At 65.0% G+C, this 15,458-nt stretch carries 14 protein-coding genes; 7 read left to right on the top strand and 7 right to left on the bottom strand.

Translation table 11 applies throughout. The features are described from left to right. The first annotated feature begins 110 nt into the window (after positions 1-110). The gene (locus tag ACVW1C_RS17950; RefSeq protein ID WP_456759564.1) at positions 111-704 is read left to right on the top strand and encodes a hypothetical protein; all 594 of its coding nucleotides are present in this window, start codon (positions 111-113) and stop codon (positions 702-704) included. Positions 705-862: 158 nt separating this feature from the next. Here the strand turns inward: ACVW1C_RS17950 and ACVW1C_RS17945 are convergent, their stop codons facing one another. Together ACVW1C_RS17945 and gloB are read right to left on the bottom strand one after the other, a co-directional pair. Further along, positions 863-1,297, bottom strand: coding sequence for a cupin domain-containing protein (locus tag ACVW1C_RS17945; RefSeq protein ID WP_456759563.1), 435 nt, complete (start codon positions 1,295-1,297; stop codon positions 863-865). Further along, positions 1,297-2,064 (bottom strand): hydroxyacylglutathione hydrolase, encoded by a 768-nt coding sequence (gloB, locus tag ACVW1C_RS17940; RefSeq protein ID WP_456759562.1) that lies wholly within the window; start codon positions 2,062-2,064, stop codon positions 1,297-1,299. The genes ACVW1C_RS17945 and gloB overlap by 1 nt, the downstream gene beginning before the upstream one ends. A gap of 183 nt (positions 2,065-2,247) precedes the next feature. On the opposite strand from gloB, the gene ACVW1C_RS17935 reads away from it, so the two are divergent. Next, entirely contained in the window at positions 2,248-3,000 is a 753-nt protein-coding gene (locus ACVW1C_RS17935) for a class I SAM-dependent methyltransferase (protein ID WP_456759561.1), read from the top strand. Between the two features lie 59 nt (positions 3,001-3,059). Here the strand turns inward: ACVW1C_RS17935 and ACVW1C_RS17930 are convergent, their stop codons facing one another. The 5 genes from ACVW1C_RS17930 to ACVW1C_RS17910 all read right to left on the bottom strand — a co-directional run bounded on the left by ACVW1C_RS17930 (position 3,060) and on the right by ACVW1C_RS17910 (position 10,463). Then, the gene (locus ACVW1C_RS17930) at positions 3,060-3,830 is read right to left on the bottom strand and encodes a DUF4167 domain-containing protein (protein ID WP_456759560.1); all 771 of its coding nucleotides are present in this window, start codon (positions 3,828-3,830) and stop codon (positions 3,060-3,062) included. Positions 3,831-4,298: 468 nt separating this feature from the next. Next, positions 4,299-5,180: a peptide chain release factor N(5)-glutamine methyltransferase gene (gene prmC / locus ACVW1C_RS17925; protein WP_456759559.1), complete on the bottom strand. Its 882-nt coding sequence runs from the start codon at positions 5,178-5,180 to the stop codon at positions 4,299-4,301. Between the two features lie 183 nt (positions 5,181-5,363). Continuing rightward, positions 5,364-6,443, bottom strand: a complete 1,080-nt coding sequence (gene prfA / locus ACVW1C_RS17920; RefSeq protein WP_456759558.1) for a peptide chain release factor 1 — start codon at positions 6,441-6,443, stop codon at positions 5,364-5,366. A 56-nt stretch (positions 6,444-6,499) separates the two neighbouring features. Further along, a complete protein-coding gene (ptsP, locus tag ACVW1C_RS17915; RefSeq protein ID WP_456759557.1) occupies positions 6,500-8,767 on the bottom strand; it encodes a phosphoenolpyruvate--protein phosphotransferase in 2,268 nt (755 codons plus the stop codon). A gap of 439 nt (positions 8,768-9,206) precedes the next feature. Then, positions 9,207-10,463, bottom strand: coding sequence for an aspartate kinase (locus tag ACVW1C_RS17910; RefSeq protein WP_456759556.1), 1,257 nt, complete (start codon positions 10,461-10,463; stop codon positions 9,207-9,209). Between the two features lie 209 nt (positions 10,464-10,672). Here ACVW1C_RS17910 and ACVW1C_RS17905 point away from each other — a divergent pair, with 209 nt between their 5' ends. From ACVW1C_RS17905 to ACVW1C_RS17885, 5 genes are all read left to right on the top strand, one after another. Then, positions 10,673-11,140: a PH domain-containing protein gene (locus tag ACVW1C_RS17905; RefSeq protein ID WP_456759555.1), complete on the top strand. Its 468-nt coding sequence runs from the start codon at positions 10,673-10,675 to the stop codon at positions 11,138-11,140. Between the two features lie 14 nt (positions 11,141-11,154). Continuing rightward, a complete protein-coding gene (gene ubiG, locus ACVW1C_RS17900; protein WP_456759554.1) occupies positions 11,155-11,907 on the top strand; it encodes a bifunctional 2-polyprenyl-6-hydroxyphenol methylase/3-demethylubiquinol 3-O-methyltransferase UbiG in 753 nt (250 codons plus the stop codon). Positions 11,908-12,001: 94 nt separating this feature from the next. Continuing rightward, entirely contained in the window at positions 12,002-12,283 is a 282-nt protein-coding gene (locus tag ACVW1C_RS17895) for a GIY-YIG nuclease family protein (RefSeq protein ID WP_456759553.1), read from the top strand. Between the two features lie 835 nt (positions 12,284-13,118). Then, a complete protein-coding gene (locus ACVW1C_RS17890) occupies positions 13,119-14,159 on the top strand; it encodes an IS110 family RNA-guided transposase (RefSeq protein WP_456759367.1) in 1,041 nt (346 codons plus the stop codon). A gap of 398 nt (positions 14,160-14,557) precedes the next feature. Beyond that, positions 14,558-15,457, top strand: coding sequence for an EamA family transporter (locus ACVW1C_RS17885; RefSeq protein WP_456759552.1), 900 nt, complete (start codon positions 14,558-14,560; stop codon positions 15,455-15,457). Position 15,458 lies beyond the last annotated feature (1 nt).

Raw genomic sequence — 15,458 nt, 5'->3', positions numbered from 1 at the left:
ATCGATGAGTATCGCTTCGCTCCACCCATCCCACGAGGATGGCTCGCGACGAGTTTCGATCCAAAAGACAGACAGATCAGCACAATATCTAGCGCCACAAGGAAATGATGTTGGACGCACCGTTTTTGGAGCTGGCCTATTTCGTAGGTGAAGCAAACCTGAAGCAGGCGCTTGACAAGGTAAGAGCTGAGACGCCGCTCGAGGGAGCGGGAAGAAAGTTCACGGCCTCGAACGTGATCGGAATCGCTGGGCTGGCTGAGCAATTGGCGGTTCGTGGTGGTGTAATAGAATTGCGCACCGAAGGCGAAGCCTTTTGCGGACCGCCGGCGCGTCTTGACCCGAGAGTCCGGACGCTGGGCAACATTGCGTACCGGAGGTTCGTCCACTGGGCGCGTCTTCTGAACCCTACGTATGGCGCGATACTCGTCGAGTACTCCCTGGAGAATCCGGATGAGCTCCGCAAAGATCAGCGCAGTCTCGCGTTTCGAGATTTCTATTTGGCAAAGCGAGCATTGGATGTGCGTGCTTGGTCCAAGCTTCATGAGATTGTGGGCGGCCGGGCTTATCGATACGCCCTTCCTGATGGCTTGTACGTCTCCATGACTCCCTACTTCAACCCGGAGGCGGCAGGGCTGGCTTCAGGCGATGCGCAGGTACTATCGGCGAAGATCGCTGAGCTGTTGGCTCGTTCGCTCCGTGATTAGGGGCAAAAGAACGTAGGATTGAGTAGAGCGAGCCTGTTTCACCGTCACCCTGAGGAGGCCGCAACGCGGCCGTCTCGAAGGGTCGACGGCCACCAGCCGGGCCGATTCATCCTTCGAGGCTCGCTGCGCGAGCACCTCAGGATGACGGGGTAAGAACGTTACGAAGCCGGCTCCCAGCCCTTCGGCGCCAGCTCGAACTTCGCAAATTCAAATCCCGGCGCCACGGTGCAGCCGACCAGCGTCCAGTCGCCGCTGCTTTCCGCGGCCTGCCAGGCGCCCGCCGGCACGATCGCCTGTGGCTGTTCGCCGCGCGCGACATCCGGCCCGAGCGTGATCGCATGCGGCGGGGCGCCGTCCTGCGCAATCTTCAGCGTCAGTGGGGCGCCCGCGTAGTAGTGCCACATCTCGATGGCGTCGATGCGATGCCAGTGCGAGCGCTCGCCGCGCGCGAGCAGGAAGTAGATCGCGGTCGAATGCGCGCGTCCACCGGCGTCACGGCGTTGGTCGCGGAACGTCTCACGATAATGCCCGCCTTCCGGGTGCGGCTTCAGGTCGAGCCGCGCGATGATGTCGGCAGCAGAGAGCCGTGACATCAGGACTTGTTCTTGCGCTCGCGGAGCTCGCCGAACACCAGCGCCGGGTCGGCGCCCTTCATGTGCAGCTTGGCGGCGACAACAGGCTCGTCGGCGCGCAGGAACACGTTGGCCTTCTTCTCGTCGCCCAGCAGCACGGGAATCGTCGGCTTGTTCTCGGCCCGCAGCTTCGTCACTTCCTCGGCGCGGGCCTGCAAATGCGGATTGTCGGCCTCGATGGTGAGCGCGAACTTCACGTTGGAGGCGGTGTATTCATGGCCGCAATAGAGGCGGAAATCGTCCGGCAGCGAACGCAGCTTCAGCAGCGAATCCCACATCATGGGATAGGTGCCTTCGAACACCCGGCCGCATCCGATCGAGAACAGGGTATCGGCGGCGAACACCGCCTTCTCGCCGTCGAACACGTAGGAGATATGGTCGAGTGTATGGCCGGGAGTCTCGACCACGCGCGCGAGCAGGCTGCCGACCTTGATGACGTCGGCATTGGCGGCGCGCAAGTCGACATTGGCGATCTTGGCCGACTTGTCGTGCGGGGCGACGACGCGGCAGCCGTATTTCTGCTTCAGCTCGGCGACGCCGCCGACATGGTCGCCATGGTGATGGGTGATCAGGATGTCGGTCAGCGTCCAGCCTTCGCGCTCCAGCGCCTTGATGATCGGGCCGGCCTCCGGCGCGTCGATCGATGCCGTCGCCTTGGTGACGGGATCGTGGATCAGGTACCCGAAATTGTCGGTGAGGCAGCTGAAGGTGCGAATTTCGGCGGTCATGATATCTCCACGGACAAACGGGACGGACATTTCAGAGTATGGTCTTTTCGAAAAGCCGGCGTCGCCGTTTCGGGATCATGCTCTTACCGCGCCCAATATAGGGGTGAAATATGGCGTTAACGCTCCGGCGGCAACGCAAATTTCGGCGCTCCCCGGCTGCAGCGGGCATGGTAGGCTGGGATCATGGACGTCATCGACCTCCGCGACTTCTATTCGCAGCGCCTCGGCATCGTGGCGCGGCAGCTGATCAACCGCGGCATCCGTGCGCGTTGGCCGAACGCGGAAGGCCTGCGCGTGCTCGGGCTCGGCTATCCGACACCTTATCTCGGCCTGTTCCGCGATACCTGCGAGCGCTGCATCGCCTTCATGCCGGCGGCCCAGGGCGTGCTGAAATGGCCGACCGGCCGGCCTGCGCTGGCGACCCTGATCGATGAATTCTCGATGCCGCTGCCGGATGCCGCGGTCGACCGCGTACTGTTGGTGCATGCGCTGGAGATGTCCGACGATCCCGAGCGGCTGCTGCGCGAGGTGTGGCGGGTGCTGTCGCCGTCGGGGCGGTTGATCGCGATCATTCCGAACAGGCGCGGCGTCTGGACGCGCACCGATGCCACGCCGTTCGGCCATGGCCGGCCCTATTCGCGGGCGCAGATCACCCAGCTGTTGCGGCAGACCTGGTTCACGCCGGCGTCATGGGGCGAGGCGCTGTTCATGCCGCCGGTGCAGGGCAGTTGGTTCCTGCGCTCGGCGATGGCGTGGGAGCGGGTCGGCGCGGCGCTGTCGATGCCGTTCGCCGGCGTGCATATCGTGGAAGCGAGCAAGCAGGTCTATCGCGCGATCCCGGCGCGCCGCGAACGCACGCAACTGATCCCGTCATTGCGTCCGGTGCTGGTGCCGTCCTCGACGGCGACGCGCAATTCCAGTCACTCGGAATCCTGAAGCGACGTGACGCGAATAAATCACCCTCCCCTGGAGGGGAGGGTGGCTGCACACGTGCGTTACTCGTTGCCCGGATTGAAGTCGTCGCTCGGCGCCGGCTGCGCCGCCATGTCGGGGCGCGGGCCGTGCGGACGGCGGCGACGGCGCGGAAAGCGCTCGCTGCGTTCGCCGCGTTCTGCGCCGCCATTGTTGGCTTCATAAGCGCCACCGTTGGCCTGCGGCGGCGCGCCGCCGGTGATGAACGAGGGCAGACGATCGACGCCGCCGGCATCGGCCAGCACCGGCTGCGGCTGGATCTGCGGTTGCGGCTGATATTGCGGCTGCGGACGATGCTCGCGTTCGCGGTGCTCACGCGGCTGCGGCTCTCGCGGCTGCTGATCACGTTCGCGATGCTCCCGCGGCTGCTGGTAGGGCTGCTGGGCGTTGTCGCGCATGAATGGCTGTTGCTGTTGCGGCACGAAGCCCGGCTCCTGGCCGAAGCTCGAATAGCCGTCGCTGTCGTCGTCTTCGGTCTGCGTCACCTCGGCGTCGGGGCGCGGCTGCTGCTGATTCTGCCGGAACTGCTCCTGCGCGGCCGCGATGATCCGGTAGTAGTGCTCGGCGTGCTGGTAGTAGTTCTCGGCTGCTACCGGATCGCCGGAGGAGCGTGCATCGCGCGCAAGCTGGACGTATTTCTCGGCCACGTGGGAGGCCGTGCCGCGGATCTTGATGTCGGGTCCGTTCGATTCGTACACCCGTGTCAGGGGATTCTGGCCGCGCCGGTTATTGTTGTTGTTATTGTTGTTGTTATTCCGGTTGCGCATCCGCTTGTTGTTCTGACCGTTTCTCATCTGTCGCCTTTTATTCCAGCCCTGAAGTTATTGCAGTCCACAGTCCGATTCTCAGAGTCCGATTCGGCGCGCGCCTAGGCACACGGAATCGCAATACCGTTCGAAGTGGCATCGATGTCGCCGACCATCTCGTTCAGCAAAGTCGCGTTCAGCAAAGACGCGTTCCCCAACCGCCGCCGGCCAAACACGCCAGCGACAAAATCATTCCGCCCGTCGAGACAGGCCCAGTTCTCGTGCGTAAGTGTTCAAGCGCAATAACAGGCTTTCGTTCGCTTGGCGGTCGAGAGCAGCACAGCTTCGGCTATTGCGCTCAATGAGACCTGCGTTCCTGGAACCTTTCGATCGGCGGGCTCTGCTGAACCCTGGTCATCACCCGTAACGGTTACGGGGCCAGCACCGATGTTGTGGGCGGAACGTAGTCGTTCCCGGGGGATATTCCAAGAGGTTTTTTTGCGTTCCAATAGGACTTTATCGGGGCAGCCGGCGGGCTGAAACGGCTCTCGGAACGCCCCCGAGATCGGCTTTGGGCGGCCCCGTTGGGGATAACCCGGAAGCCGTCATCAGCGCTTCAACGTCGCCGCTTTGGCCCTGTCCGACTTCCACAACCAGAAATCCACCTGAAGTCAGAAGACCCGCAGATTGCGAAATCAGCGTGCGGTAGGCGTCGAGCCCGTCGGCCCCGCCGTCGAGCGCCGCGCGCGGGTCGTGCGCGCGCACCTCAATGGCGAGACCGGCGATGTCGGCCGAGGGGATGTAGGGCGGATTGGACACGATCAGGTCGAACGCGCCGGTCAGAGCGCTGCCATAGTCGCACGCGATCCATGTCGCGCGATCGGCAAGCCCGAGCTCGGCGCCGTTGCGGCTCGCCGTCTGCAGCGCCTCCGCGGAGATGTCGGTGCCGAAGCCGTGCGCGTTTGGCAGTTCCGAGAGCAGCGCCAGCAGGATCGCGCCGGAACCGGTGCCGAGATCGGCGATCCGCAACGCGCGCCCGGCCGCGCCGTCGGCGCGCAGCAGCTCGAGCGCACGCTCGACCACGGTCTCGGTGTCGGGGCGCGGCACCAGCGTTGCGGCGGTCAGATGCAGCGGCAGTCCCCAGAATTCCTTGATGCCGAGAATGCGCGCGACCGGCTCGCCGGCGAGGCGGCGCAGCGCGAGGTTCTCGAGGCGATCCGCTTCGTCCGGGGTCAGCGTACGTTTCGCTCCCGTGACCGTGCCGGTCAGATCGAGGCCAAGCGCCGCGCCGACCAGCAGCCGTGCATCGAGGTCGGCGGAATCGTTGCCGGCCGATTGCAGCCGCGCAGCCAGTGCGCGGCGGGCGCTCTCGACTGTTGCGTTGACCACAGGCGCCATCACACCGTGTCCTCGCGCAACACCAACCGCCCGTCGTCCCCGCGAAAGCGGGGGCCCATATGCCGCGGCCCTTCGATCTGGGCGGTCGGGGTCGATATCGGGATCAACAATGACGCCTTGTGGTTATGGATCCCTGCTTTCGCAGGGACGACGACGATCAATGGAGCCAGCAGCCGGATCGGTTCACGCCGCCGCGCCCTGTGCCGCGAGCTGCGCGGCCTGGTGCTCGGTGGTCAGCGCATCGATCAATTCGCCGAGCGCCTCGCCCGCGATCACCTGCGGCAGCTTGTAGAGCGTCAGGTTGATGCGGTGGTCGGTGACTCTCCCTTGCGGGAAATTATAGGTGCGGATGCGCTCCGAGCGGTCGCCGGAGCCGACCTTCTCCTTGCGGTCGGCGGAGCGCGCGGCATCGACGCGCTGGCGCTCGGCGTCATAGATACGCGAGCGCAGGATGTTCATCGCCGACGCCCGGTTTTTGTGCTGCGAGCGGCTGTCCTGCATCATCACCACGATGCCGGTCGGCAGATGGGTGATGCGGATTGCGGACTCGGTCTTGTTGACGTGCTGGCCGCCGGCGCCGCCGGCGCGCATGGTCTCGATCCGCAGATCGGTGTCCTTGATGTCGACGTCGACGTCCTCGACCTCGGGCAGCACCGCGACCGTGGCGGCCGAGGTGTGGATGCGGCCCTGCGTTTCGGTGTCGGGCACGCGCTGCACGCGGTGCACGCCGGACTCGAATTTCAGCTTGGCGAAGGCGCCGCGGCCCTGCACCTCGGCGATGATTTCCTTGTAGCCGCCGACAGTGCCTTCGCTCGCCGAGATCACCTCGACCTTCCAGCCCTGCAAGGCCGCGAAGCGCTCGTACATCCGGAACAGGTCGCCGGCGAACAGCGAGGCCTCGTCGCCGCCGGTGCCGGCGCGGATTTCCAGCACCACGTTGCGGTCGTCCATCGCGTCCTTCGGCAACAGCGCGACGCGGATCTTCTGCTCTAGATCGCCGATGCGCGCCTGCAGCGTTTCCAGTTCGGCTTCCGCCATGCTGCGCATCTCGGAATCGGTCCCCGCATCGGCCAGCAACGCCTTGGTGTCGGCGAGTTCCGATCGGGCGGAGCGATAGGTCTTCACCGCATCGATCAGCGGATTGAGCTCGGCGAGCTCGCGCGTGATCGCAACATAGCGCTCGGAGTTGACCTGGCCGAGCAGCTCGGCCTCGAGCGAGGCGTGATGGGCGAGCAGGACGTCGAGTTTGGCTTCGGGTAGCATGGCGGAGTCTCGAATTGCTGAAAGCGCGAAGGGTGGCGGAGGCGACGGCAGCGTCGCTACAAGGCCAGCCCCTCGGTTTCCGCAAACTTCGTCAGCGCCTCGCGGATCGAGACGCTGCCGACCGGCGCGTCCAGCAGCGGATTGATCATCGCCTCGGCCTTCTTGGCGTCGAGGTCGAGGATCAAGGCCTTGACCGGGCCGTGCGCGGTCGCCGACAGCGACAGCGAGCGATAGCCGAGCGCGATCAGCGCCAGCGCGCCGATCGGCTTCGACGCCATCTCACCGCACAGCGAGGCGGCTTTCTTCGCGATCTTGGCCTTGCGCACGATGTCGCGCAGCGCGCGCAGGATCGGCGCCGACAGGGTGTCGAAGCGTTCCGAGACCTTGGCATTGCCGCGATCGACCGCGAACAGGAACTGGAACAGGTCGTTGGAGCCGACCGAGACGAAGTCGACCTTCTTCAGCAGCTCGTCGAGCTGGTAGAGCAGGGCCGGCACCTCGACCATGGTGCCGATATCGATCCGTTCGGGCAGCGAATGGCCGTGCTGGCGCAGATAGGTCAGCTCGCGCTCGACGATCGCCTTGGCCTGGTCGAACTCGGCGATCTCGGAGATCATCGGGAACATGATCTTCAGGGCACGGCCGCCGCCGGCGCGCAGCAGCGCGCGGATCTGGCCGCGCAGCAGGCCGGGGCGGTCGAGGCCGAGCCGGATCGCGCGCCAGCCGAGCGCGGGATTTTCCTCGACCACGGTCTCCATGTAGGGCAGCGCCTTGTCGCCGCCGATGTCGAGCGTGCGGAAGGTGACGGGCTTGCCGCCCGCGGCATCGAGCACGGTGCGGTACAGCGCGAGCTGGTCGCTCGAACGCGGCAGGCTCGGGCTCACCATGAACTGCAATTCGGTACGGAACAGGCCGATGCCGGCGCTGCCGGTGTCCTCGATATGCGGCAGGTCGATGGTCAGGCCGGCGTTGATCAGGAGCTCGATCGGCTGGCCGTCCTTGGTCACGCAGGGCTTGTCGCGCAGCGCCGAATATTGCGCCTGCCGCCGCGCCCGGAACCGGACGCGCTCGGCGTAGGCGGATTCGATCTCGGCGGAGGGGCGGACATAGATCTCGCCGGAAATGCCGTCGACGATGATGGCATCGCCCGGATCGGCAATGCCGGGCGCGTTCGGCACCTCGCCGACCGCGGGAATGCCGAGCGCGCGCGCCACGATCGAGACGTGGGAATTCGCGGTGCCTTCCTCCAGCACCAGGCCGCGCAGCCGCTTGCGGTCATAGTCGAGCAGTGCCGCGGGGCCCATCGCGCGCGCGATCAGGATGGCGTTGTCGGGCAGCTGCTCGCGCGTCGGCGCATGGTCCTGGCCGACCAGCTGCCGCATCAGGCGATGGCCGAGATCCTCGAGATCGTGCAGCCGGTCGCGCAGATAAGGATCGGTCGAGCGCAGCATGCGCGCGCGGGTGTCGGACTGCACGCGTTCGACGGCGGCTTCCGCGGTGAGGCCGGTGGCGACCGCCTCATGCAGCTTGTGCGACCAGCCCTGGTCGTTGGCGAACATGCGGTAGGCTTCCAGCACATCGCGATGCTCGCCGCCTTCGGCGACGTCGCCGCGCTCCAGCATGCGGTCGAGATCGGCGCGCAGATTGGCGAGCGCAGTATCGAGCCGCTTGATCTCCTTCGGCAGGTCCTCGGCGATGTAGTTGGTGATGACGACGCGCGGCTCGTGCAGCACGACATGGCCGAGCGCGATGCCGTCGGAGAGCACCGCGCCGGTCTTGTGCAGCGAGTGCCGCGCGGCGGGCTCGGCGCCGGGCTGGGCCAGCGCGGCAAGCTCGCCCGAGGCGATCATCTCCGCCAGCACCATGGCGGTGGTCTGCAGCGCCTCGACCTCTTCCTCGACATAGGTGCGCTTGGCGCGGTTCTGCACCACAAGCACGCCGAGCGTGTTGCCGGCGCGCAGGATCGGCACACCGAGGAACGAGTGGTAGATCTCTTCGCCGGTCTCCGGGCGGTAGGCGAAGGCGGGGTGGCTTTGCGCGTCGGAGAGATTGAGCGGCGTCGCCTCGCTGGCGACGAGGCCGACCAGGCCTTCATGGGCGCTCAGCACGGTGCGGTGCACGGCGTCGCGGTTCAGACCCTCGGTGGCGTAGAGCTCGAGCGTGTTGTCGATGCGCAGCACGTAGCAGGAGCAGACCTCGGCCACCATGTTGGCCGCGATCAGCACCACGATCTTGTCGAGGCGTTCCTGGGCGGAGACTTGCTCCGCCATGGTTTCGCGGAGCCGCCTCAACAGGACGCGGGGGCCTCCCGACGCGCTCCGCATGTGCTTCAGTCCCTCCCCACCAGGCCGGCGCACGGGGCCGGCTGGCCGTTGGCGCAATACTCGTCAAACACAACAATTTTAGTCATTCGGCGTCGCCGCTCGCGCCAGTTCCCGCCGATTCGGGATCGCACAAACTGTGCCACAGTTTGCGACAGCCCACCTGACTGGCCGTATAGCCAATCGAGGCTCGCTTTGCCAAGCAAAACGCCTGCCAGTAGCAAATAACGTCTGCGTCAGCCCGATGCTGCGCCCGCTAAGAGAAATTCTAACTCCGGGGTACCGGTACCGGAGGCTGCCTGTTCCAATGCCAAGGCCCCGGGGCCTTATCCCCGTGTCATTCCCCGGTGCGCACCTGCGTACTGGAGGTCGCGCCTCCTGGGTCCCGCTTCGCGGGCCCTCAATGACGAAGGTGAGGCGCCTGCTCCGCCGCTCGCCCCCTCTACGCCTGGTCCAGCCCGTACAGCGTGTGCAGCGTGCGGACCGCGAGTTCGGTGTAGGCGGCGTCGATCAGGACCGAGAACTTGATCTCGGAGGTGGTGATGGCGCGGATGTTGATGTTGCGATCGGCCAGCGCCTTGAACGCCTTCGCCGCGACGCCGGCATGGCTGCGCATGCCGCTGCCGATCACCGAGACCTTGGCGACATCGGTCGCGGTGTCGAGCCTGATATAGCCGATCTTGGCCTTGGCGGAGGTAATGGTGTCCTTGGCGCGGTTGTAGTCGGTGGCCGGCACGGTGAAGGTGAGGTCGGTGGTCTTGCCGTCCTCCGACACGTTCTGCACGATCATGTCGACGTTGATGTTGGCATCCGCGAGCGGCCCGAAGATCGCCGCGGCGACGCCGGGCTTGTCCTCGATCTGGCGCACGGAAATCTGGGCTTCGTCCTTGGAGAAGGCGATGCCGGTGACGACGTGCATTTCCATGATTTCCTCCTCGCTGCAGATCAGCGTGCCCGGCGGCTGGTTGGCGTGCGGGTCGATATCCTCTGGCTTGTCGAAGCTGGAGCGTACGAAGATCGGCATGTTGTGCACCATGCCGAGTTCCACCGAGCGGACCTGCAGCACCTTGGCGCCCTGCGAGGCCAGCTCCAGCATGTCCTCGAATGCGATCTTGTCGAGCCGGCGGGCCTTCGGCACCACGCGCGGATCGGTGGTGTAGACGCCGTCGACATCGGTGTAGATGTCGCAGCGGTCGGCGCGTAGCGCGGCCGCGATCGCCACCGCCGAAGTGTCCGAACCGCCGCGGCCGAGCGTGGTGATGCGGCCGGTCTGCGGGTTGATGCCCTGGAAGCCGGCGATCACGGCGACTTCCTTGCGCTCCTTGAAACGGCCGATGATCTCGCTGCCGTCGATATCGAGGATGCGCGCCGAGGCATGCGCGTCCGAGGTTTTGATCGGGATCTGCCAGCCCTGCCAGGAGCGCGCCTGGATGCCGATGCCCTGCAGCACGATCGCGAGCAGGCCCGAAGTGACCTGTTCGCCGGAGGCGACCACCGCGTCATATTCGCGCGCGTCGTGCATCGGCGAGGCCTCGGTGCACCAGGCCACCAGCTCGTTGGTCTTGCCGGACATCGCGGAGACGACGACGGCGACCTCGTGGCCGGCGTCGACCTCGCGCTTCACGTGCTGGGCGACGTTGCGGATACGGTCGATATTGGCGACGGACGTACCGCCGAATTTCATCACGAGGCGGCCCATGACGACGCGTCTATTCCTTTAAGAGGATAAGTAGGTTAACCCACGCCGAAAACCGCAAGCGCGGGCACCGAAAGGCGCGTATACATAGCGCCGCGCCCGGGGGCAAGCCGGTTGGTAGGGGTCCCCCGAGGGTCTTTTGGGGGTGTTTTGCTGGTTGCGGCCGGGCTGTGGCGCAAGGGTAACGCGGGGGCAACGCGAAGGCGGATTGGATGGGACGCTACATCGACGAAATCCTGCAGCCTGGCGAGAAGGTGCTGTATTCCACCAATGCACACTGGATGTTCTATCTGCCGGCGATCGCGGCCTGGATCCTGGTCCTGGCGCTCTTGATCCTGTCACGGATGACGACGGTCGACGGCCTGGTGCTGGCCTGCCTTACGGCCGCCGCAGTGGTCGCGGTCGCGGCGCTGTACTGGACCGGCGCGGCCTGGTTCCATCGCTGGACGACCGAGACTGACGTGACCAATTTCCGCGTCGTGCACAAAACCGGCTTCGTCAAGCGGCGCACCTTCGAGATGAGCCTCGACAAGGTCGAGAGCGTCGACGTCAACCAGAGCATCCTGGGGCGCCTGCTCAATTATGGCGACGTCACCATCCGCGGCGTCGGCGAGGGCATCGAGACCATCAGGACCATCGCCGCGCCGCTGTCGTTTCGCAATTCGATCACCGCGCGATAGGGGCGCGCGCAATCATGGCCACAACGCTTTCCAGTTCCACCGCCGCCTCGGTCGATCCGGCCGAAATCGCGAAGTTTTCAAGATTGTCGGATGAATGGTGGGATCCGCGCGGCAAGATGGCGCCGTTGCACAAGATCAATCCGCTGCGCCTGACCTATATCCGCGATGCCGCCTGCCGCAAGTTCGAGCGCAACGCCAAGAGCCTGAGCTGCCTGTCCGGCCTGCGCCTGCTCGACATCGGCTGCGGCGCCGGCCTGCTGTGCGAGCCGTTCACCCGGCTCGGCGCCCAGGTGATCGGGATCGATCCCTCCGCCACCAACATCGCGGCCGCGAAGCTGCACGCCGACAAGGGGCATCTGTCGATCGACTACCGCTGCACCACGGTGGAGGAGATGGACGCGCGCGAGCGCTTCGACATCGTGCTGGCGATGGAGGTGGTCGAGCACGTCGTCGACGTCGGCGCCTTCATCAAGCGCTGCGCTGCCATGCTCAAGCCCGGCGGGCTGATGGTGGTCTCGACCTTGAACCGCAACTGGAAGAGCTTTGCGCTGGCGATCGTCGGCGCCGAATACGTACTGCGCTGGCTGCCGCGCGGCACCCATGACTGGAGCAAGTTCGTCACCCCCGCCGAGCTCGAGCGCTATCTCGGCGACGTCAATCTCACCGTCACCGAGCAGGCCGGCGTGGTCTACAACCCGCTCGCCGACAAATGGAGCGTCTCGACCGACATGGACGTGAACTACATGGTGGTGGCGGAAGAGGTGTAGGCCGATCCGTATCCACACAACCGGTGTCGTCCCTGCGGACACAGGGACCCATAACCACCGGCCCACATAACTGGGCGAGGTCAGCGTTCCAAGCATGTACTACGTCTACATCCTCGCTAGCCGACGCCATGGCACGCTGTATATCGGCGTGACGAATTCCGTGCAGAAGCGGCTTGAGGAGCATAGAGCCGGGAAAGGCTCATCATTCGTCAAGACATATGGTGTCTACCGCCTCGTCTACGTGGAAGCCTACGAACGGGTTGAAGAGGCTATCGCTCGCGAAAAGCAACTCAAGCGGTGGAAGCGCGACTGGAAGATCGAACTGATCGAGCGCGAGAATCTCGAATGGCGTGACTTAAGCGATCTGCTGGTCTGACTGGCGTGCCACGAACCGCTCTCTGTGGTTATGGGTCCCTGCGTTCGCAGGGACGACGGGGAGTTTGCGGCGGCGGCGTATGTTCCGACTGTGACCACAGCCAGTGATGTTGTCCCGGCTTTTGCCGTTACACCGGTGTCGTCCCTGCGAACGCAGGGACCCATAGCCACCGGCTTGAGTTGCTTGACGACGGTCGGCGTTTCGATGATCGCTCCAGGGCAAGCTGCAGCTCTGCTTGTCCGATCGGCGTGCCACGAACCGCTTGCTGTGGTGATGGGTCCCTGCGTTCGCAGGGACGACGGGGAGTTTGCGGCGGCGGCGTATGTTCCGACTGTGACCACAGCCAGTGATGTTGTCCCGGCTTTTGCCATTACACCGGTGTCGTCCCTGCGAACGCAGGGACCCATAGCCACCGGCTTGAGTTGCTTGACGACGGTCGGCGTTTCGATGATCGCTCCAGGGCAAGCTGCAGCTCTGCTTGCCTGATTGGCGTGCCACGAACTGCTTCCTGTGGTGATGGGTCCCTGCGTTCGCAGGGACGACGGGGAGTTTGCGGCGGCGGCGTATGTTCCGACTGTGACCACAGCCAGTGATGTTGTCCCGGCTTTTGCCGTTACACCGGTGTCGTCCCTGCGAACGCAGGGACCCATAGCCACCGGCTTGAGTTGCTTGACGACGGTCGGCGTTTCGATGATCGCTCCAGGGCAAGCTGCAGCTCTGCTTGTCTGACCGGTGTGCCACGAACCGCTTCCTGTGGTTGATGGTGTGGACGGCCCCCTACGGCATCAGTGTGCCAGAATGAGGTTGTTACAAATCTCAGACATGGGAGCCGTCCGTGAACCAGATTATCCGCATTGGGATGGATACGTCGAAGCATATTTTTGTGCTGCATGGGGTTGATGCGTCCGAGCAGCCGGTCTTACGCAAGAAGCTTTCGCGCAAACTCGTGCTGGAGTTCTTCGCCAAATTGCCGCCGACGGTGATCGGGATGGAGGCCTGCGGGGCGTCGCAATATTGGGCGCGAGAGCTTTCCAGGCTGGGCCATGAGGTGAAGCTGATGGCACCGCAATTGGTGAAGCCCTACGTGATGCGGAACAAGAATGACGGGCGAGACGCAGAAGGCCTGTGTGAGGCGATGAGCCGGCCGAGCATGCGCTTTGTGCCGGTGAAAAGCGCCGAGCAGCAGGCTGCGCTGATGCTGATGGGGGTCCGCGACGGACTGATCGCCCGGCGCACCCAATTGACCAACACGATCCGCGGCCATGCGGCGGAGTATGGCCTGATCGCGCCCAAGGGGCTGGAGGCGATCGAACCGCTGCTGGCGCGGATCGCGCAGGACGAGACGCTTCCCGCTCTGGCGCGCGAGCTGTTTGCCATGCTGGGCCGGGAGTGCGTCAGGCTCGAGGACGAGTTGGAGGCGGTTGAGGCCAAGCTGATGGCCTGGCACCGCGGCGATGCCACGGGCCGGCGCCTGGCGCAGATTCCGTCGATCGGTCCGATCATTGCAACGATGCTGGTGATGAAGACACCTGATCCGGCCGCGTTCCGCTCAGGTCGTCACTTTGCGGCTTGGCTCGGCCTCACGCCCAAGGACCACTCCACCGCAGGCAAGACCAGGCTTGGCAAGATCACGCGGGCGGGCGATGAGGACCTGCGCCGTCTGCTGGTCGTCGGGGCCACGGCGGTGATCCAGCAGGCCAGGCGCGGACGCGGTCATCACTCGCGCTGGCTACTGGCGCTGATCAAGCGCAAGCCGCCGAAGCTTGCGGCCGTAGCGCTTGCCAACAAGGTGGCGCGCATCGCCTGGAAGCTGATGGTGACGGGTGAGAGTTATGACGCCGCACGGCTGAATGCCGCTACGACGGGTACCGCTTAACAGATTGGCCGGCCGGCGGGCTCGCTCGCCGACCGACCGACCGGAGCTGCAAGAGCAGATGGAGCGATCGATCGAGCAACGATGCGAGACAATCCGTGGGACCCATCGGCCGTCAACAGGTCGCGTGGTTGTTTGGAACTCGCATCGCGCAAACCATCTTGGCCAGCGATTCATTCGATCGCACTCAACAGGCCGGACATATGGATGCAAGCGATCCGATCAATCCCAGAAAGCTCTTGTGCCACGGGGGCCGTCCACATATGGGTCCCTGCGTTCGCAGGGACGACACCGGGTTTGCGGATGCCACGCAATCCTGTCATGCACCGTTCTAGTTGACCGTCCCGGTGCCAATCGGCACGCTGCGCGCACTCTCGCCCGGCACGCCTTCCTCATCCCGCATGTTCACAATCGCATCGCTCTGGATTCCCTTCACGATCGTCGCTGCGTTCGGCCAGGTGGCGCGCAATGCGATGCAGCGGCATCTGACCGGGCCGCTCGGGACCTGGGGCGCGACCAATATCCGCTTCCTGTTCGGCCTGCCGTTCGCGGTGGTGTTCTTCGCGCTGGCGGTGCTGCTGACCGGCGATGGCGTGCCGTGGCCGGCGGCGTCGTTCTGGCCGTGGCTGTTGTCCGGCGCGCTCAGCCAGATCGTCGGCACCGGCTTCATGCTGCTGGCGATGAACGACCGCTCCTTCGTGGTGACCACGGCCTACATGAAGACCGAGGCGATCCAGACCGCGATCTTCGGCTTCATCTTTCTCGGCGACCATCTGACGACGCCTAAGGTGATCGCGATCGTGATCGCCACGATCGGCGTCGTCATCACCGCGCTCAGGCCGGGCGGCTCGAGGAGCTTTGCCGATCTGCGGCCGACCGGCCTCGGCCTCGGCGCCGCCGCGGTGTTCGCGATCTCGGCGGTGAGTTTTCGCGGCGCGATCATTGCCGTGCCTTCCGTCTCGTTCGTGACCGCGGCGTCGTACACGCTGATGTGGAGCCTGCTCGTCCAGACGCTGATCCTGTCGGTCTATCTGTTGCTGCGTGCGCCCGACGTGCTGCGGAAAATCCTCGGCCTGTGGCGGCCGTCGATGTTCGCGGGCTTCATGGGCGCGTTCTCCTCGCAATTCTGGTTCCTGGCGTTCGCACTCACCGCCGCCGCCAATGTGCGCACGCTGGCGCTGATCGAGGTGCTGTTCGCGCAGGGCGTGGCGTATGTCTCGCTCAAGCAGCCGTTCTCGCTGCGTGAGGTGATCGGCATCGTCCTGATCGTGATCGGCGTCGCGCTGCTGATCGCCGCGTAAG

Source organism: Bradyrhizobium sp. USDA 4011 (assembly GCF_054063415.1).
This window is presented reverse-complemented; position numbering and strand designations above follow the sequence as displayed.

Bases quoted from the DNA above. Each gene is read 5' to 3' on its own strand.
- ACVW1C_RS17910 (WP_456759556.1), bottom strand. From the start codon at position 10,463: ATGGGCCGCCTCGTGATGAAATTCGGCGGTACGTCCGTCGCCAATATC.
- prmC (WP_456759559.1), bottom strand. From the start codon at position 5,180: ATGGCGCCTGTGGTCAACGCAACAGTCGAGAGCGCCCGCCGCGCACTG.
- ACVW1C_RS17895 (WP_456759553.1), top strand. From the start codon at position 12,002: ATGTACTACGTCTACATCCTCGCTAGCCGACGCCATGGCACGCTGTAT.
- prfA (WP_456759558.1), bottom strand. From the start codon at position 6,443: ATGCTACCCGAAGCCAAACTCGACGTCCTGCTCGCCCATCACGCCTCG.
- ubiG (WP_456759554.1), top strand. From the start codon at position 11,155: ATGGCCACAACGCTTTCCAGTTCCACCGCCGCCTCGGTCGATCCGGCC.
- ACVW1C_RS17935 (WP_456759561.1), top strand. From the start codon at position 2,248: ATGGACGTCATCGACCTCCGCGACTTCTATTCGCAGCGCCTCGGCATC.
- ACVW1C_RS17930 (WP_456759560.1), bottom strand. From the start codon at position 3,830: ATGAGAAACGGTCAGAACAACAAGCGGATGCGCAACCGGAATAACAAC.
- gloB (WP_456759562.1), bottom strand. From the start codon at position 2,064: ATGACCGCCGAAATTCGCACCTTCAGCTGCCTCACCGACAATTTCGGG.
- ACVW1C_RS17885 (WP_456759552.1), top strand. From the start codon at position 14,558: ATGTTCACAATCGCATCGCTCTGGATTCCCTTCACGATCGTCGCTGCG.
- ptsP (WP_456759557.1), bottom strand. From the start codon at position 8,767: ATGCGGAGCGCGTCGGGAGGCCCCCGCGTCCTGTTGAGGCGGCTCCGC.
- ACVW1C_RS17945 (WP_456759563.1), bottom strand. From the start codon at position 1,297: ATGTCACGGCTCTCTGCTGCCGACATCATCGCGCGGCTCGACCTGAAG.
- ACVW1C_RS17905 (WP_456759555.1), top strand. From the start codon at position 10,673: ATGGGACGCTACATCGACGAAATCCTGCAGCCTGGCGAGAAGGTGCTG.